Below are 19,814 nucleotides of genomic sequence, written 5' to 3' on the forward strand. Positions count from 1 at the left end.
GAGGTGAGGAAGATTTCTCTTCACTCACTTTGCTTTTACCTTTGAGACTGGTATATATAAAATTTGTCCTGCTGTTAAATACAAATCATCAGTTTGATTGATACGATGTAAATGTTGCACGGAAGTATCATAACGCTCTGCAACAGATTCAATCGTGTCACCTTCTTGCACAAAATATAGTCGTAGTTTTGTAAATTCATCTTGTGGTTGCTTTGAAAATAATTTTGTTAAATATAGCGCGTTTTCATCCCGCTGCGAATATAGAACTTCTTCTTGCTCTTCCTCATCAATATGTTGTATTTTCGCTCCTTTGTGCCCAAAGACCAATTGCGGCGCAGCAACTTCTTCATGTCTTTGTTCTTCCGGTTGTCTTTGTTCCACTTCTTCGCTTTCTTCCTCCTGATCTAATTCAAGCTCCGGTTCTTGACGTGCTTCTAGCTGAAATGGCTCAAAAGCATAATCTTCCCATTCATCAGTCTCTACCACTTCTTCTAGTATCTCTTCTTCTACTGTTTCTACTGCTTCTTCCATTTCACGCTCTTCGTCACGCAATCCATGAATTGAAATATCTGCTAAAAGCTGCAAACAACCATTTTCTAACAGTTCATAATCAAATTCTTCAATATCTACATACAAATCTTCAGCTTGCTTCACGCGACCACGTGGAATAGAAATCTCCAATGGAAATGAATGCACTAATTCATTTACCCCATCATCGCGCGTTTCCACATAATCTATCGTACGTGCTGGTGATAATTCTCGTAATGAAAACGCCTCTGTTTCTTCTTTCGGGATATATTCTCCTGTCAAATCTAGCTGTCCAAATACAACAATTTCATATTCACGCTCTTCTATAGCAACATCAGGATCTAATGAAATCGAAAGTAATTCACTGACTTCCTGTCCTTTTTGGAACCATACAGATTCTTTCAACGAAAACCGCAATGAAGTTTGTTGATCTGCTGCCACTTCGTATCCCCCTCTCAAACTATATGTCATTACAGGTTTATGTGGGGAATAAAGACTTTATGAATAAAAAATTACAACTACTCAGTCACTTTCTGAAAAAAGGGCAGAAAAGCATTTTTTTAAATGGGCGAGAGGGACTGGCTATTTATAGGAGCCGTCAGGACCTTTTCCTGCCACGCGCAAAGCTTTAAAACACAGAAAGGTAGCAAGGTGTAAGTCCATTTTTCTCTTCATGACAGCGATCTATATGCTGCAAAATGAAAATAACTTGCTATAGGTAATAAAGAGTGTATTTTCGCTGGAATCATACTCCTTACCAAACTTCTAAATAAAATATATGATTGAGTTACGCTATTTATATAAATCCAGTTTGTTTTTCCAACTGACAAACTACTGCCCTCCACAATAAAATATCCCCCCACTCGCCCCCTCCCTTTGTTTTCACAACGGACGTGGCAAAAAAAGGCCCTGACCGCATCTACACGCGACCAGGACCTCTCATCTCCCCTAAAGAAAAAGCTTTTTACCCTTTTAATTTCGACATCGCAACGATTGCTGCAGCAATCGTTGCTTCAATATCAGCGTCGCTATGTGCTGTTGATAAGAACAAGCCTTCAAACTGAGAAGGTGGTAAGAATACACCTTGTTCTACCATTTCACGATAATACGCCGCAAAATATTCTAAATTGGACGCTTTTGCTGTTTCATAATTGATAACTTTTTCATCTGTAAAGAAAATACCCACCATAGAACCAGCGCGATTAATACAATGTGGAACACCATATTTGATCGCTACTTCATGTAAACCTTTTTCAAGAATTTCAGCTTTACGCTCAAATTCTTTATAGCTTTCTGGTGTTAACTGGACAAGCGTTTCATATCCTGCAGTCATCGCTAATGGATTACCAGATAATGTACCAGCTTGATAAATTGGTCCGCTCGGTGCTACTTGCTTCATAATTTCAGCTTTACCACCATATGCTCCGACCGGAAGGCCGCCGCCAATTACTTTCCCTAAACATGTTAAATCAGGTGTTACTCCAAAATATCCTTGTCCGCAATCATAAGCTACACGGAAGCCCGTCATCACTTCATCAAAAATAAGAAGTGCCCCGTATTCTGTTGTCACATCACGAAGACCTTGTAAAAATCCTGGAAGTGGTGGTACAACACCCATATTTCCAGCTACTGGCTCTACAATGATACACGCAATATCATCACCAAACTGTTCAAATGCATATTTCACGCTTTCTAAGTCGTTATACGCAACAGTAATCGTATTTTTCGCAACGCCTTCTGGCACACCAGGGCTATCAGGTAAACCAAGCGTAGCCACACCAGAACCAGCTTTAATTAAAAGGGAATCACCATGTCCGTGATAGCAGCCTTCAAATTTTAAAATTTTATTACGCCCTGTATAACCGCGCGCTAAACGAAGTGCACTCATTGTCGCCTCTGTCCCAGAGTTCACCATGCGTACAATCTCAATAGACGGTACGCGGTCGATTACAAGCTGAGCTAATTTATTTTCAATTTCCGTCGGCGCTCCGAAGCTTGTTCCTTTTTCTACTACTGCTTTTAACGCTTCCACAACCTGGTCGTTGGAATGACCGTGAATAAGCGGCCCCCATGATAGTACATAATCAATATATTCATTTCCATCAATATCATAAACTTTAGAGCCTTTTCCACGCTCCATAAATAACGGATTCATACCAACAGATTTAAAAGCACGCACTGGGCTATTTACACCGCCCGGCATTAAATCTTTTGCTGTTTCAAATGCTTCAATCGATTTCTCAAAACTTTTCATTATCGCGCGCCCCCTTCTTGTAACCATCTCGCTGCGTCTTTTGCATGATACGTGATAATTAAATCTGCTCCCGCACGCTTCATGCTTAATAATTTTTCAAGAACAATGTCTTGTTCATTAATCCAACCATTTTGCGCTGCAGCCTTAATCATTGAGTATTCACCGCTCACGTTATATGCAACAACTGGGAAGTTAAAGTTATTTTTCACATCACGAATAATATCTAAATAAGAAAGCGCTGGCTTTACAATCAAGAAGTCTGCTCCTTCCATCAGATCAGATTCGGCTTCACGAATAGCTTCTAGGCGATTTGCCGAGTCCATTTGATATGTTTTACGATCACCAAATTGCGGTGCACCATGTGCAGCATCGCGAAACGGTCCGTAAAAGGCAGACGCATATTTCACTGCGTATGACATAACTGGTACATGCGTAAAACCATTTTCATCTAACTCATGACGAATAGCTGCTACAAACCCATCCATCATATTAGATGGTGCAATAATATCCGCTCCGGCTCTCGCTTGACTTACTGCTGTTTTCGCAAGCAATTCAAGTGATGCATCGTTTACAATCGTTCCGTCTTCAATTACACCGCAATGTCCGTGACTTGTATATTGACATAAACATGTATCCGCAACAACAACTAGCTCTGGAAACTGCTCTTTAATTTGTGAAATGGCACGTTGTACAATTCCGCGCTCACAATAAGCGGAAGAACCAACTTCATCTTTTTCAGCAGGTAAACCGAACACAATAACAGAGCGAATGCCTAAATCAACAACTTCTTGCATTTCTGCTTGCAGATAATCTAGTGAAATTTGATATACACCTGGCATAGAAGGAACTTCATTACGCTTATTTTCTCCTTCTAGAACAAAAATCGGATAAATGAAATCTTCTGTATGTAAATGTGTTTCACGCACAAGGGCACGCATATTTGCACTTTGTCTTAAACGACGATGACGGTTAAATTGTAAAGGATTCATAGCTTTTCCATCTCCAATTCTTAAAGTTTCATTTTATTATATATAAATACAAGTTGAAAAACAGACATAAAAAACCCTTTTCTTTTTAGGAGTGGACGAGAGAGTCTGACCATACATAGAAGCGGTCAGGGCCTTTTTCTGCCACGTGCATTGGTAAAACAAAGAGAGAAAGCAAGTAGCAGTCACTTTTTGTTTTATATAACAACAACTTATATGTTGAAAAATCAAAATGGATTTATATATTTTCTGAAATGCATTGTAACATAGCTTCAATTGTATATTCTGTCGGAACGAGAAGATTTTGAAAATACTTCCGAGCTTCTCGTTCTGTAACAGGACCTATACAAGCAATTGTACATCCTTTTACCCATTCCCTCCAGTTTTTACCTTCAAGCAATGCAAGAAAACTTTGTACAGTTGACGGGCTCGTAAAAGTAATCACATCAATTTCTCTCGATTGCAGAGCATCGATAAGTTGTTCGCGCATTTGCAGATGGACTGTTGTTTCATAGACAACAAGCTCACGGACAATTGCACCGTGATTTCGCAGCGCTTCTCGTATTACATCTCTCGCTAAGTTTCCTTTTGGCAGTAATATCCGAGTCCCACTTCGTATATGATTCACAAATTCCGTTGCAAAAGCTTCAGCTACAAATGTAGTTGGTACAAAATGAACATCGTAGCCGCGGCGCTCTAATTCTTGCTTTGTCTTCACGCCAACTGCGGCAATTTTCATAGTATGCGGTAACGGTTGCCCCGCACCATCTAAAAAGAAATTCACACCATTTTTACTTGTGAAAACAATCCAATCATATGTGCTTAATTCTTCGCACACTTGTTGAATTTGCTCATAGGCAGTTGCTGTTATATGTAAAAGCGGAATTTCCACTGGAATTCCGCCATGTTTTTGCACTGCTACACTCATTTCCTTCACTTGTTGTCTAGCTCTTGTAATTAGCACTGTTTTTCCGCAAAGAGAGGTCATATTACTAATTTTTCTCCTGATTCGCTGCGGCAATCAGTTCTTTTGCCCCTTGCGCGATTAACAAGTCTGCTACTCGCTCTCCAACTTCCCCTGCATGTTTACCAACAACAACTTCTTTCAATAAGACAGTGCCATCTGTCGATCCAACAAGAGCTGTTAATTCAATTTGGTCATCTTCTATGAGCGTTGCATATCCAGCAATCGGAACTTGGCAGCCTCCTTCTAACTTATGTAGAAATACACGCTCTGCTTCTACTGTTCTCGCTGTTACATGATCATTTAAATGACTTAATAATTGTAATAAATCCGCATCATCCTCGCGGCATTCAATAGATAGCGCACCTTGACCAACAGCTGGTACACATACCGTTTCTTCTAAATACCCTGTAATCACATCATCTGCCCAGCCCATTCGCTTTAGTCCTGCAGCAGCTAAAATGATTGCATCGTAATCTTCCTCTTTTAGCTTTCGTAATCTCGTATCAATATTTCCACGAATCCATTTCACTTGTAAATCCGGACGAACAGCTAACAACTGTGCACTGCGGCGTAAACTACTTGTACCAATTACTGCTCCTTCTGGTAACCCATCAAACAATTCCCCATTTTTAGAAATAAACGCATCACGCGGATCCACACGTTTTGGAATACATCCAATTGTTAATCCCTCAGGAAGTACCGCCGGCATATCCTTCATGCTATGAACAGCCATATCAATTTCCTTTGTTAAGAGCGCATGTTCAATCTCTTTTACGAACAAGCCTTTTCCGCCTACTTTCGAAAGTGTCACATCTAAAATAACGTCACCTTTTGTTACAATTTCTTTCACTTCAAATTCATATGGCAATCCTAGCGCCTTTAATTGATCGATAAACCAATTTGTTTGCGTTAATGCCAATTTACTTTTTCTTGATCCTACAATAATTTTGCGCATATTTTTCTCTCCTCATTATAAGTACCAAAAATGGAAGTTCGATAAACTACTAAATAAGAAAATATTAATTAACATAATAAGAAATGCTCCAATATTCCAGCTCGCAATTTTCTTTCCTTGTAAAGTATCTGATCCGCGTAAATAAATACCTGCACAGTATACAAACAAGACGATGAAAGATCCAATTACTTTTGTGTCATACCAGTGAAAATTATCTAACTTCGTATATCCCCACATACACCCAAGTAAAATAGCCAATAAAAAGAACGGTACAGAAAATAAATTTAAACCGTATGACATAGAATCCAGCTTCGGTAAATCCCCTAACCGTCTTAATCTTGCATTCCATTTTTTTTGTTTTAATAAACGATATTGAATTAAATACATAATGGAAAAAATAAAAGAAACTGTAAATGTCGCATAAGAAACAATCGCCATACCAACGTGCACATAAACAAGGCCCGAAACTAATTGATTGGCTAACACCGGCGACATTTTTCCAAGTGGCGTAAAAATAGAAAAAGCGCTTACGCCAAACGCAATCATATTTGTGAAAAAGACTAAAAAGTCAATGCGCATAAATCGGTTAATCATTAATGATAATGTAATTAATAGCCATACATAAAAATAAATACCTGATAATAATGTTAAAATTGGATTAATTTCTGCTTCTGTTGCTCGAAGTAACATAAATATTGAATAGAGTACCCATACAACAGAAAGTAACCAAAAGGCAATTCGATTTGCCTTTCGGTTACTTTGAAAATAATCTATGAAATATAAACTAACGCTGCAGGCATATAAAAGAATGGCAATATGATAAATAATGCTATTGTTTAAAACACCCATCCGTTTATCCTTTCCATTACAAAGATGGAGCGGATACTGTCCACTTCTCAGCTTGCTTCCATTCTGCAACGCTCTCTTCCACTACTTCTTTCGAATTTAAATCGAAAATTTTCGCAAATAGAGCAAGTTTCTCTTTCGCATCTTCTTGGACCGCTAACTCTTTCGCAATTAAAATCGGATCTTTTAACAATTGATTAATAATACTTTTCGTGTGTTTACTAATCACTTTTCGTTCCCGCTCTGTTAACGTTGGAATTTTCCGTTCAATACTTTGCATTGTTTCACTTTGAATCGCTAATGCTTTATCGCGAAGTTCCGAAATTAACGGTACAACCCCAAGCGTATTCAACCATGACTTAAATAGAATCATTTCTTCTTCAATCATAATTTGAATTTTCTCTGCTTCCTTTAAGCGCGCAGCACGATTCGCTTCCACAACACCTTGTAAATCATCAATATCATATAAGAAAATACTTTCTAACGTATTAATTGCTGGATCAATATCACGAGGTACTGCAATATCTACCATAAAGAGCGGACGACCACAACGCATACTTTCTACTTTGGACATCATTTCTTTCGTAATCACATATTCAGTCGCCCCTGTTGAGCTAATTACAATATCAGCTTCTAACAGCGCGCATTGCAACTGATCTAATGACTTTGCAAGTCCCATATATTTTTCTGCCATCGTTTCTGCTTTTGCAAACGTACGATTCATAACAGTTACTTTACGAGCACCGCTCCCGTATAAGTTCTGCAGTGCTAATTCGCCCATTTTTCCCGCACCAAGAATAAGAACATGGCAATTTTTTAAATCACCAAAAATTTTCTTTCCAAGTTCTACAGCTGCATAACTGACCGACATTGCATTGCCACCAATTGTCGTTTCAGAATGTGCACGTTTCGCTAATGTAACAACTTGTTTAAACAACTCATTAAATATTGTTCCTGTCGTTTTTAGTTCTTGCGCAAGTAAGAAGCTATTACGAATTTGTCCTAAAATTTGCGTTTCTCCAACTACCATTGAATCTAATCCACATGTTACGCGGAATAAATGATCTGTCGCACCGTCTCGTTCATATAGAGATAGGTATGGTGCAATTTCTTCTATTTCAAGCTGAAACCAATCAGCCATAAATTTCTTAATATAATAGCGTCCTGTGTGTAACTGGTCTACTACAGCATAGATTTCCGTTCGATTGCACGTTGATACAATAACATTTTCTAATACACTTTTTTGTTTTTGCAACGTTGTCATTGCTTTCTCTAACTCTGCTGCCTGAAACGTTAATTTCTCACGAATTTCTACAGGGGCTGTTCGATAGTTAACACCAATAACAAGAATATGCACGCCGCCTGTCCCCCTTCAACCGATTTTTCATCTTATTTACTATAATAATACAACTTTCCTCTTATAAATCTGACAATCATGTGAACACCGTCTCTTTTTCTCCCTTACCTATCTGACAATAAGCCATCTCCCGTGATAAGTAAAGAATGAAAGGTGAGGAAAACTTTTCATAAAAAAGAATGATTTTCGTTTCTTCGCGTAACTAACCTTTTCTGAAAAGGAAACTTCACTTTATAATAATTATAAAATAATAACTCTATCTGTACGTTACCAAAAAAAAATGTCAGAATCAAGTAATGAAAACTATTCCATCTATGTTAAAAAACGATCTTTTATTAGCTTCTTTCAATCGAAAGAAAATATGTATGATTATACCAAACAATCATAAAAAAAACGTGTGACAATCGTCACACGTTTTTTGTTTTTGTAAACTTATGAATGGCTTTCCACGCTTCTTCTTTCCCAAGACCTGTTTCTGAAGAAAATAATACGACTTCATCTCCTGGTTCTACATCGAGCGTTTCTTTCACAACTTTTAAATGCTTTTGCCATTTTCCTTTTGGAATTTTATCAGCTTTTGTTGCAATAATGATTGTTGGAATTTCATAATGTTTTAAGAAATCATACATCATCACATCGTCGTTCGTTGGCTTATGACGTAAATCAATAACGAGAACAGCTGCATCTAACTGCTGTCTTGTTGTGAAATACGTTTCAATCATCTTGCCCCATGCTGCTCGTTCTGATTTAGATACTTTCGCGTAACCATAACCTGGTACATCCACAAAATGCATCATATCATTAATGATGAAAAAATTTAGTGTTTGCGTTTTTCCTGGTTTAGAAGAAATACGTACTAATTTTTTTCGATTTAATATTTTATTAATAAAAGATGATTTTCCAACATTGGAACGGCCCGCTAATGCGATTTCTGGTAAATCGCCCTCAGGATATTGCTCTGGTTTGACTGCACTAATAACAATCTCAGCTTTTGTTACTTTCATTTTTTCACTCCTACTAATGCGTGCTCTAGTACCTCATCTAAATGAGAGACTGGCACAAACGTAAGGTTTTCCTTTACGCTTTCTGGAATATCTTCTAAATCTCTTTCATTTTCTGCCGGTAAAATAATTTTCCTTAAACCTGCACGATGTGCGCTCAACGTTTTTTCTTTCAATCCACCAATCGGTAACACGCGACCACGAAGTGTAATTTCACCCGTCATCCCCACTTCTTTACTAACAGGAATACCTGTTAATGCTGAAATAAGAGCCGTTGCCATCGTAATCCCTGCTGACGGTCCATCTTTTGGTACCGCACCTTCAGGAACATGAATATGAATATCATGTTTTTCATGGAAGTCAGGGGCAATATGTAGTTCTTCTGCACGAGAACGAATATAACTAAATGCCGCTTGTGCAGATTCTTTCATCACATCTCCAAGTTTTCCTGTTAAAATCAATTTTCCTTTACCCGGGGATACAGATACCTCAATCGCAAGCGTATCTCCGCCAGCTGAAGTATACGCTAAACCTGTTGCCATCCCTACTTGATCTTTCGTTTCAGCTTGACCATAACGGTATATACGTTTTCCAAGTAATTCGGTAATATTCTTCTCCGTTACAACGACGCGCTTACGTTCTTCCGTTACAATTATCTTCGCTGTTTTCCGGCAAATCTTCGCAAGCTGACGTTCTAACGTACGAACACCCGCTTCACGCGTATAGTAACGGATGATTTCAAGAAGCGCTTCATCGCGCACTTGTAAATTCCCTTTTTTCAATCCATGTTCCTTCAATTGTTTGGACAATAAATGTTCACGGGCAATATGTACTTTTTCAAGTTCTGTATAGCCAGCAATAGAAATAATCTCCATGCGGTCAAGAAGCGGACCTGGAATGCTAGCAAGCGTATTAGCAGTTGCAACAAACATCACTTTTGATAAATCATACGGCTCTTCAATGTAATGATCACTAAAATTATGATTTTGTTCTGGATCTAATACTTCTAATAATGCCGCTGAAGGATCACCTCGGAAATCATTGGACATTTTATCAATCTCATCTAATAAAAAGACTGGATTAATTGTTTTTGCCTTTTTCATCCCTTGAATAATGCGGCCTGGCATCGCACCGACATACGTACGACGATGACCACGAATTTCTGATTCATCACGTACACCGCCAAGTGATACACGAACAAAATTACGATTCACTGATGTCGCAATTGAACGAGCTAACGATGTTTTCCCAACCCCAGGAGGACCAACTAAACAAAGAATAGGCCCTTTTAACGAATTAGTAAGCTTTTGCACTGCTAAATATTCAAGCACACGCTCTTTTACTTTTTCAAGCCCATAATGATCTTCATTTAAAATATTTTCAGCACGTGCAAGATCGATACGATCTTCCGTTGCCTCCGTCCAAGGAAGAGATAATAACCAATCAATATAATTACGAATAACACCGCTCTCCGCTGAACTTACCGGCAATTTCTCATAACGATCTAGCTCTTTTAATGCTGCCTTCATCGTTTCTTCTGGCATTCCTGATTCTTCAATCTTTTCGCGAAGCTCTTCTACTTCGCCGCCTTTTCCTTCTTTATCACCAAGCTCTTTTTGAATAGCTTTCATTTGTTCACGTAAGAAGTACTCTTTTTGTGTACGTTCCATAGAACGTTTTACTTGTTGACCAATTTTCTTTTCTAAGTTTAATAACTCTTTTTCATCTTGAATAAAAGAAATAAGTGTATGTAATCGTTCTTTCGCTGCTGTGATTTCTAAAATTTGTTGCTTTTGCTTCATTTTGAGCGGCAAATGAGATGATACGAGATCAGCTAATCGGCCCGGCTCCTCAACATCAACAACTGTCGCAAACGTTTCACTTGAAATTTTCTTAGACAGCTTAATATACTGCTCAAAATACTCAATTAATGTACGCATAAGCGCCTTTTCTTCTAAATCGCCTTCTTCTTCTTCACTTAACATGTGGACATTAGCTGTAATTACATCATCTTCTTCAATGAACTCTGTCATTTCTACTCTATGTAAACCTTCAACAAGGATACGCATCGTCCCATTTGGCAATTTAAGCATTTGTTTCACTTTTGCTAACGTACCTACTTTATAAACATCATCTTCTTTTGGATCATCGATATTCACGTCTTTTTGCATTGCTAAAAAAATTACATTTTCATCCATAGCCGCCTGCTCAAGTGCTTTAATCGATTTATCACGTCCTACATCAAGATGCAGAACCATCGTCGGATATACGAGAACGCCTCTTAATGGTAGGAGGGGCACGATTCTTTCGTTTACATTCATATTAGACATAGCACCTCCATAAATATCTTTGTTTCCCTATTTTATATTACAATAAAGCCTTATGCAATCGCAGAGACTTAATACATTGTTTCCCGTTCAAGAAAAAGGACTTCGCTTAAGCATATAACGACTTTAGCGAAGTCTAAAATATTCGAGTGATTTAACTTTCTTCTTAACGAAAACTGCTCCATTTAATCTGCTAACACTTTTCTTCAAACCGATTGTGCATCATCTTCCTCGAAAGAAAGCAGCGTATCGTCTGTTCGCTCTATTTTCTCTTGTATACACGCTAATGCAAATACTTCTTTTAATTTTCGGACAGGAACAATTTCAATACCTTTAATTGTGTAAAGAAGAGGCTGCATATTTTCTGCTGGGATAAGCACTTTCTTTGCCCCAGCCTTTTTTGCTGCTTTTACTTTCGCATAAACGCCGCCGACTGGTTTTATTTCCCCGTGAATACTAATTTCACCGGTCATCGCTACTTCGTTATTGACATACATGCGATGAACAGCAGAATATACACCTGTTGCAATTGCGATGCCAGCAGATGGACCATCAATTGGAACACCACCTGGAAAGTTAATATGTATATCATATCCTTCTGGTAATAAATCCAAGGAACGAAGGACAGTCACAACATTATCAACAGAACCTTTCGCCATACTTTTACGGCGAATCGATTTTGATTGATTGCCGATACTCTCCTCTTCAACAATCCCTGTTACCAAAACAGAACCTTTTTCTTTTGCCGGAATTGCTGTTACTTCCATTTCGAGTAGCGCTCCTGTATTTGGCCCATATACAGCCAGTCCATTTACAAGACCAATTCTCGGAATTGGATATATATGTTTTTCGTATTTGGGCGTCAGTTGACTTGAATGAATCACCCATTCAATATCTTCATCTTTTATAGAAGAGCGCCCTTCGTTAATCGCCATTCCAGCAGAGATTTGTACAAGGTTAATGGCTTCTCTTCCATTTCGTGCGTACATTCCAATCATTTCTACGCCTTGTTTCCCAATCTCCATACCTACCTTTTCAGCCGCATTTTTAGCTACCTCTTCAATCTCTTCTGTATCTAACTCACGAAAAAAGACTTCTAAACAACGTGAGCGAATTGCTGGAGGAATTTCCTCCGGTGAACGTGTTGTTGCGCCAACAAGACGGAAATCAGCTGGTAAGCCCTTTTGGAAAATATCGTGTATATACGTTGGAATAAAGGAATTTTCCTCACTATAATATGCACTTTCCAAAAACACTTTGCGGTCCTCCAGCACTTTTAACATTTTATTCATTTGAATTGGATGAAGCTCTCCAATCTCATCAATAAATAAAATACCTCCATGTGCATCTGTGACCGCTCCTTTTTTCGGTTGAGGGATACCTGCCTGTCCCATCGCACCGGCCCCTTGATAAATCGGGTCATGAACAGAACCAATTAACGGATCAGCAATCCCTCGTTCATCAAACCGAGCTGTTGTAGCATCAAGTTCAATAAATGTTGCATTCATACGAAACGGAGACTTCATATTTTTCTTTGCTTCTTCTAATACGAGCCGAGCTGCTGCTGTTTTTCCAACTCCTGGCGGACCATATATAATAACATGCTGTGGATTTGGTCCACATAAAGCTGCCTTTAATGATTTAATACCATCTTCTTGCCCAACAATATCGGCAAATGACGCCGGACGAACCTTTTCAGCCAGCGGTTCTGTTAAAGAAATTTCCCGCATTTTTCGAAGTTGCTCTAGCTCTTTCTTTGATTCTCTATCGATCGAAACTTTTTGCGTTCGCTGGTTTCGAAGTAAATGCCAAAAATATAATCCGACAATTACACCAAAGACTAGTTGAACGATTAAAAAAATATTTGTCCAGCTCATATTCATTTCCTCCCGCTATGTTTTACTCTTCAGTATCCCCTGGGAAGAAACACGCTAAACATAAGAAGAAACAGCAATTATATAATTGCTGTTTCTATCGTTTATATTCCACTTCATAAATAATGGGGGCCAAAGCCCCCATTATTCAAAACACTTTATGCGGATGTTTTTGTATCTTGCTCAAGTACAGTACCATCTTGCAGCACTAATTTTGGCGCAGCATTTTCTGCTACTGTTTCTTTTGAAATCACACATTTTTCAATGTCTTTACGAGATGGAAGTTCGAACATCACATCTAGCATTAAACCTTCAATGATAGAACGAAGTCCACGTGCACCTGTTTTACGTTCAATTGCTTTTTTAGCAATTTCAACAAGTGCTTCGTCTTCAAACTCTAATTGAACATCATCAAGCTCCAATAACTTTTGGAATTGCTTCACAAGCGCATTTTTCGGCTTTGTTAAGATGTCAACAAGAGCACCTTCATCAAGTGGCTCTAAGTTCGCAATAACTGGAAGACGACCAATAAATTCTGGAATTAATCCGAATTTCAATAAATCTTCTGGCAATACATGCGATAAAACATGCTTTTCTGTTACATCAGCATTTTTCTTCTCAGAACCGAAACCAATCACTTTTTCACCAAGACGGCGTTTAATGATTGGTTCAATACCATCAAATGCACCACCGCAAATGAATAAAATGTTTGTTGTATCAATTTGAATAAACTCTTGATGTGGATGCTTACGACCACCTTGTGGCGGAACGCTCGCTACAGTTCCTTCTAAAATTTTAAGAAGTGCCTGTTGCACACCCTCACCAGATACATCACGCGTAATTGACGGATTTTCTGACTTACGAGCCACTTTATCAATCTCGTCAATATAAATGATTCCTTTTTCTGCTTTCTCTACATCATAATCAGCTGCTTGAATAAGTTTTAATAAGATGTTTTCTACATCTTCACCTACATATCCAGCTTCCGTTAAAGATGTTGCATCAGCAATTGCAAATGGAACATTTAAAATACGCGCTAATGTTTGAGCTAATAACGTTTTACCGCTACCTGTTGGCCCAATTAAAGAAATATTACTTTTCGCTAATTCTACATCATCAATTTTGCTGCTAGAATTAATGCGCTTGTAATGATTATATACCGCTACCGCTAATGCTTTCTTCGCTTGATCTTGTCCGATTACGTATTCATCTAAAATTTCACGAATTTCTACCGGCTTCGGTACATCTTTGAATTCTACTTCTTCATCTTTTGCAAGCTCCTCTTGCACGATTTCTGTGCAAAGTTCTATACACTCATCACAAATGTATACCCCAGGACCTGCCACAAGTTTTCGAACTTGCGTTTGTGTTTTACCACAGAAAGAACATTTTAATTGTCCTTTTTCATCATTAAATTTAAACATATTTTCACACCCCTTACAAAGTGCTAAAACCTTGCCTTCGTATGTACACGATAAATGTATCGTATGTAAATACATATTATGTCACTACGTGGCGAGAAATACAAATAATATGGTTAGTTATGTACAAATAAAAAATTTTTAAAACTTTTGAAATATGTATATTCGACTTTCGAAGAATCATTTCCTTCTTCATAACAAAATGTTTTACAAATATATTTATATTTATAAAACAAGGCACGAGCAATGTCGTGCCTTGTTATTTTATTATGCAGTCTTGCTGTTATCTACTAAGAAATCTACTGCTTTACGAACTTGAAGTTCTTCTTTTACACCTTCAACATTACCAAGAGCTTGTTTCACAGCGTCTACTGGCATGTTGTACATTTCAGCCATTTTTTCAACTTCTGCATTTACTTCTTCATCTGTTGCTTCAATTTTTTCAGCTTCGATGATAGCTTCAAGAACAAGGTTAGTTGTTACGCGTTTTGCAGCGTCTTCTTTCATTTGTCCTTTTAATTTCTCTTCATCAGTACCTGTGAATTGGTAGTAAAGTTCTAAGTTCATACCTTGGTAGCTTAAGCGTTGCTCGAATTCACGAACCATACGATCTAACTCAGTTTCGATCATAGCTTCTGGAATGTCAATTTCTGCATTTGCAGCAGCTTTTTCTACTACTTCGTCACGAACTTTGTGTTCAGCTTCTTGCTTTTTGCTTACTTCTAAGTTTTCACGAATTTTTGCTTTTAACTCATCAAGAGTTGCAACTTCTTCGTTTGCATCTTTCGCGAACTCGTCATCTAAAGCAGGAAGTTCTTTCACTTTAATTTCATGAACTGTTACTTTAAATGTTGCTGGTTTACCAGCTAGTTCAGCTGCATGGTATTCTTCTGGGAATGATACTTCCACTTCTTTTTGTTCGCCAGCTTTTAGACCAACTAATTGCTCTTCAAATCCTGGGATGAATGTGTTAGAACCGATTGCTAAAGAGTAGTTTTCGCCTTTTCCACCTTCGAATGCTTCTCCATCAACGAAACCTTCGAAGTCGATTACAGCTGTATCACCGTTTTCAACAGTGCCATCTTCTTTCACTACAAGCTCAGCTTGACGCTCTTGTAAAGATGTTAATTCGTTCTCTACATCTTCGTCAGTTACAGTAGCATCTTCTTTTTCTACTGTTAAGCCTTTGTATTCGCCTAATTTCACTTCAGGTTTTACAGTAACTTTTGCAGTGAAAATTAAGTTTTGACCTTTTTCGAATTTCTCGATGTCGATTTCAGGATGAGCAACTGGGAAGATACCAGTTTCATCGATTGCTTCTCCGTATGCTTTTGGTAAGATGATATCTAAAGCATCTTGGTATAAAGATTCTACACCGAAACGTTGTTCGAATAGAGGACGAGGCATTTTTCCTTTACGGAAGCCCGGTACGTTAATCGTTTGTACTACTTTTTTGAACGCAGCGTCTAAAGAGTTGTTTACTTCTTTCACATCAACTTCGATTGTTAAAACGCCAACGTTACCTTCTAATTTTTCCCATTTTGCAGTCATTTATTCTTTCCCTCCAACTGTAATAATGTATGCACATACCTTTAGAGATTGAGGCTTTGGACACACTTCTCAATCTACTATTTGTCGAAAAGACAAATGCGGTATATTTTGTTCGAGAATAATATGAAACATATAAGTAAGAGAATATTTGTTTCTATTCTCTTATAACAAGGCAGATTTAAGCCTTTTGCAACCCTTACATTATAACATAGAATACTCTCGTTTCAATAACTGAAACATTCTTTTTCATTATACTGGCATAAATCCTTCTTTCTCAATACGTAAAAACCACTGATATGCAATATGATATTCTTCCAGGGTAATACCATACTCACGAAGAAGTTCCTCTTCATGAATTGACATTCCAAAGCGTTTCCTTCCAACTCTCTCTAAAACAGCTGCCCATAATTCATCTTTGTCTGTTAATAGAGGAAACGGGAAAAGACTTGCCTGCATTTCTTTCCAATATGTAATAATTGCCCCATACATCGATGGATTATCATGTTCTAATCTCTCAGACAATATATGTAACACTTTTCCTGTATCATATTGATTATAAGCCAAATTAGCCGGTATAACTGTTATTGTCTCACCAAACTTTTCTATATCTACCTTCTCTTGTATTCCAAAGTCCATTAATATGTATAAGATAGAAGTTTTAATATACGGGTGTTTCGTTTCATCTACTAAAAATGTACGCAAAGTCGGCAACGCCTTCTCGACATGTTTAGTGGCAAGACGATTCACCGCGCGCAGTTGCTCCCCGTAGTCACCAGTCAGCAAAGCATCCGCAAACGCAGGTTCATCAAAAGATAAACTGTCATCTATCTCCACTACTGCTTCTTCACTCTCGAGCATACCCTTTGCAAACAAGGCAAGTTGTGCTAATTTTTCCTTTTGTTCTACTGTTATTTCTTTCGTTTGCAAAACAGACTGAACCGTTTCAATAATATCTTCATAATCATTTGTTTGTACTAAAATCGTAATATATGTTTCAAGAATATCTTGAAATAAAAACTCCCCTGTTTCAAGCAATTGCTCACATCGCTCTTTCGCTTCTTTCATTTCCTTTAATTCTAGCAAACAAATAACTGAAGCTAACTCTGATTGCTCTGTCTGTGCTCCGTATTGGCGCAACATTTCGAAGTTTTTTAACGCATCTTCAAACCGACGCTCACGCAATGCAATAAATCCTTCATCGGTAAATCGCACTGACAATTGCGGAAACAATACGACCGTACTTTCTTTTTTATCCATACGCTCGCCTCTTTTTTTAGATTTTCAATACACTTTAAAGTTAATATAACAAATGACTGTTCGGAACACAATAATTGCAATCTGTTCATTCTTATTGTGAAAATCTCAATTTCTGTTATACAAAAATCAAATACATCAGCGGAAAATACGAAAGTAGAAATTCCATGAAGAAATAAAATAAAAAACTCTCTGCTGCCGATGCGGAGAGTCTACTGGAAAGCTTTTATAATAGTAGGATATATAAAGAGGGTTATAATTTGAAGAACAATAAACGTCATCACAATAATGCTAAAAAAGAACATAAGCTTACTACGTTTCATCAACAACATAATAATGATGATTGTCCCGATGATTAAACAGATGAAAAGTATACTTACACTCGAGCTTAATAATCCACTTGGAAACATGAATAATAAGATTACACTACAAACGCCAATCATTCCTAATAGCCATTCCATTCTCTGTCCCCTTAAATCTTTATTTATGCGATTAACTGTTTTACAACCTCGATCATATCAGTCAATTTGTCATACGCAACAACTCCAAAAGCAATTGTTAATGCCGCTACAGCTAATCCTTTCATCATTTTTTCCTCCTCGATTCGTCTTTGTTACCTTTATTATAAAATATTTAGAAATAGTTAACATCGAACAACCTTACATGTACCTTACAGAATTGTAAGATATCTCAAAAATTATTTCTCTCATGTTATAATACTTTTGAAATAATTTAGAAATTTCAAAACGAAAGAAGGATGATATTATGTTCAAAAAAGTCGCAGCTGACATGCTTGGTTTAAGTGATATTGGATCCGTTATTACTCCTGCCGATTACGATAAAGTAGATGCCGACGATTATGTCATGCATGAAGAAAATGAAAAAATTTATTTTTTAATCAAATCAAAAACAGACGAGTATTGCTTTACAAATACCGCCCTTATTCACGTTGACGGCACGAGTGCAGTAAGCAAGAAACGTACACTTCGCCGTTATAATTACAACACACATAAACTTTCTAATGTCCTGCTTGAAACAGCTGGAACCGTCGATTTGGATGTTGAAATCAAATTTACTATGGGCGGGGAGCATTACTCCATTGATATACATAAAAAACATATTGAAGAAGTGAAAGATTTATATAAAGCACTTCTAAAAATCGCTGAAATTACTCACGAAAATGACATCGCGACGCAATACGCTCATAAAAGCCTAGAAATGGCATCTTCTACATTAAGTAATGTAAGAAATGCCGAAGTAGATCTTGCAGCACAGTTTAAAGAAATGAATCAAATTGCGTTCAACTGGCTTGTTGATACAAAGAAACAATACAATATAAAAGATTTTGGGTTTGTGTTTGAGAAGTTTATTAACAACTAATGTAGCATTCCAAAAAAAGAAAGTATCCTTTAAGGACACTTTCTTTTTTTGCTCTATATCTTTTTGAAGGAAAATCACATGAAACTTAACATATCGATAATCCCTCTATTTATTTACTAGCTATAATCATCCTTTATACATTTTGGGTATATGTTTCAAATTAGTTGGCTTATGTACCAAAATACACTTTACTTCTCTGACGGTTCTTTGAAACAAACAACGCAATCTACCCTGCCGTTCTTTCTAGCATTGCCGTTCTATTGGCTGATGCAAAAAAGAATACGTTCAAGAAACAAATAAAAACCTTAGTACCAAAAAATAACTTTTAATGAAGAATTGCGGTTCATCACCAAAAGACAGGGGTGACATATAGATAGATGTACACTCCACTCCGAGTGGACGCTTTCCGCGGGCGAGAGCGAGCCTCCTCGGCAAGCCTGCGGGGTCTCACTTTCCTCGCTATTCCCGCAGGAGTCGCCACTCTCCGTTCCATGTATTGAAAATGATTCACTTTCAAAAAATCAACCCCATGTTACGGTGATGAACCAAATTTGCACATTTTAATACAAAGATGTATTTTCTTTAATTTCTATATCAAGTTTTCCATTATCATCAATAGATTTTATAGTTATTACAGCATTTCCAGAATAACCTTTTTCAAAATATCCAATCACATATTCTGTGTGTAAAATTCCTTTGTTATCTTTATATTGAAGTTTCATTGCACCCTCGTCAAAATCCTTATTCGAATTCTCGGTTGGATTTACATTGAGTTTATAAATTTCACCTGCTGCAATTAAGGGTATCTTAATATCCGATTTAATATTATCATAAGTCAAATATAAACCCGACACTTCTTTATTTGTTTGATTTTTCACCTTAATATCAAATCCATCTTGCACAAGAACATAGCCCACAAGCCCTACAATCCCTATGACCATAACCGTTATTACAACTAAAATTTTTTTCACTTATTTATCCCCTCGCGAACTACAAATCTTCCCATTCGATATTTCTACTACTAAAATAAATATTCTGTTCATTATTCAAATAACCTGCTTTAATTTTTAACATAATCAAAAGTTAAAGCAGATTACAGATTCCTTTACTACC

16 protein-coding genes are annotated in these 19,814 nt (G+C 37.3%); 1 reads left to right on the plus strand and 15 read right to left on the minus strand.

All coding sequences use genetic code 11. The features are described 5' to 3' along the window. Positions 1–24: 24 nt before the first annotated feature. The 14 genes from spoVID to H280_RS0104860 form a co-directional block, all read right to left on the minus strand. On the minus strand, positions 25–999 hold the full coding sequence (spoVID, locus tag H280_RS0104785; protein WP_081625594.1) for a stage VI sporulation protein D: 975 nt from the start codon (positions 997–999) through the stop codon (positions 25–27). Positions 1,000–1,492: 493 nt separating this feature from the next. Continuing rightward, a complete protein-coding gene (gene hemL, locus H280_RS0104800; RefSeq protein WP_020059979.1) occupies positions 1,493–2,782 on the minus strand; it encodes a glutamate-1-semialdehyde 2,1-aminomutase in 1,290 nt (429 codons plus the stop codon). Beyond that, positions 2,782–3,771 (minus strand): porphobilinogen synthase, encoded by a 990-nt coding sequence (gene hemB / locus H280_RS0104805; RefSeq protein WP_020059980.1) that lies wholly within the window; start codon positions 3,769–3,771, stop codon positions 2,782–2,784. Before hemB ends, hemL begins: the two co-directional genes overlap by 1 nt. 235 nt (positions 3,772–4,006) lie before the next feature. Next, positions 4,007–4,756, minus strand: a complete 750-nt coding sequence (locus tag H280_RS0104810) for a uroporphyrinogen-III synthase (protein WP_020059981.1) — start codon at positions 4,754–4,756, stop codon at positions 4,007–4,009. Positions 4,757–4,760: 4 nt separating this feature from the next. Further along, positions 4,761–5,690, minus strand: a complete 930-nt coding sequence (gene hemC, locus H280_RS0104815; RefSeq protein ID WP_020059982.1) for a hydroxymethylbilane synthase — start codon at positions 5,688–5,690, stop codon at positions 4,761–4,763. Positions 5,691–5,705: 15 nt separating this feature from the next. Continuing rightward, positions 5,706–6,539 (minus strand): cytochrome c biogenesis protein, encoded by an 834-nt coding sequence (locus tag H280_RS0104820; RefSeq protein ID WP_020059983.1) that lies wholly within the window; start codon positions 6,537–6,539, stop codon positions 5,706–5,708. Positions 6,540–6,555: 16 nt separating this feature from the next. Further along, positions 6,556–7,893, minus strand: a complete 1,338-nt coding sequence (gene hemA, locus H280_RS0104825; protein ID WP_020059984.1) for a glutamyl-tRNA reductase — start codon at positions 7,891–7,893, stop codon at positions 6,556–6,558. Between the two features lie 407 nt (positions 7,894–8,300). Then, a complete protein-coding gene (gene ysxC, locus H280_RS0104830; RefSeq protein ID WP_020059985.1) occupies positions 8,301–8,897 on the minus strand; it encodes a ribosome biogenesis GTP-binding protein YsxC in 597 nt (198 codons plus the stop codon). Beyond that, positions 8,894–11,224, minus strand: coding sequence for an endopeptidase La (gene lon, locus H280_RS0104835; protein WP_020059986.1), 2,331 nt, complete (start codon positions 11,222–11,224; stop codon positions 8,894–8,896). The genes ysxC and lon overlap by 4 nt, the downstream gene beginning before the upstream one ends. Positions 11,225–11,427: 203 nt before the next feature. After that, the gene (gene lonB / locus H280_RS0104840) at positions 11,428–13,098 is read right to left on the minus strand and encodes an ATP-dependent protease LonB (RefSeq protein ID WP_020059987.1); all 1,671 of its coding nucleotides are present in this window, start codon (positions 13,096–13,098) and stop codon (positions 11,428–11,430) included. 155 nt (positions 13,099–13,253) lie between these two features. Then, the gene (gene clpX / locus H280_RS0104845) at positions 13,254–14,519 is read right to left on the minus strand and encodes an ATP-dependent protease ATP-binding subunit ClpX (protein ID WP_020059988.1); all 1,266 of its coding nucleotides are present in this window, start codon (positions 14,517–14,519) and stop codon (positions 13,254–13,256) included. Between the two features lie 264 nt (positions 14,520–14,783). Next, a complete protein-coding gene (gene tig, locus H280_RS0104850) occupies positions 14,784–16,067 on the minus strand; it encodes a trigger factor (protein ID WP_020059989.1) in 1,284 nt (427 codons plus the stop codon). A gap of 249 nt (positions 16,068–16,316) precedes the next feature. Further along, positions 16,317–17,324: a hypothetical protein gene (locus tag H280_RS0104855; protein WP_020059990.1), complete on the minus strand. Its 1,008-nt coding sequence runs from the start codon at positions 17,322–17,324 to the stop codon at positions 16,317–16,319. Between the two features lie 209 nt (positions 17,325–17,533). Continuing rightward, the gene (locus tag H280_RS0104860) at positions 17,534–17,782 is read right to left on the minus strand and encodes a hypothetical protein (RefSeq protein ID WP_020059991.1); all 249 of its coding nucleotides are present in this window, start codon (positions 17,780–17,782) and stop codon (positions 17,534–17,536) included. 304 nt (positions 17,783–18,086) lie between these two features. On the opposite strand from H280_RS0104860, the gene H280_RS0104870 reads away from it, so the two are divergent. Continuing rightward, a complete protein-coding gene (locus H280_RS0104870) occupies positions 18,087–18,701 on the plus strand; it encodes a PH domain-containing protein (RefSeq protein ID WP_020059993.1) in 615 nt (204 codons plus the stop codon). 560 nt (positions 18,702–19,261) lie between these two features. Here H280_RS0104870 and H280_RS23040 read toward each other — a convergent pair. After that, the gene (locus H280_RS23040; protein ID WP_020059994.1) at positions 19,262–19,672 is read right to left on the minus strand and encodes a hypothetical protein; all 411 of its coding nucleotides are present in this window, start codon (positions 19,670–19,672) and stop codon (positions 19,262–19,264) included. Positions 19,673–19,814 lie beyond the last annotated feature (142 nt).

Origin of the sequence: Bacillus sp. 123MFChir2, assembly GCF_000383235.1 — a bacterium.
Classification (GTDB): Bacteria; Bacillota; Bacilli; order Bacillales; family Bacillaceae_G; genus Bacillus_A.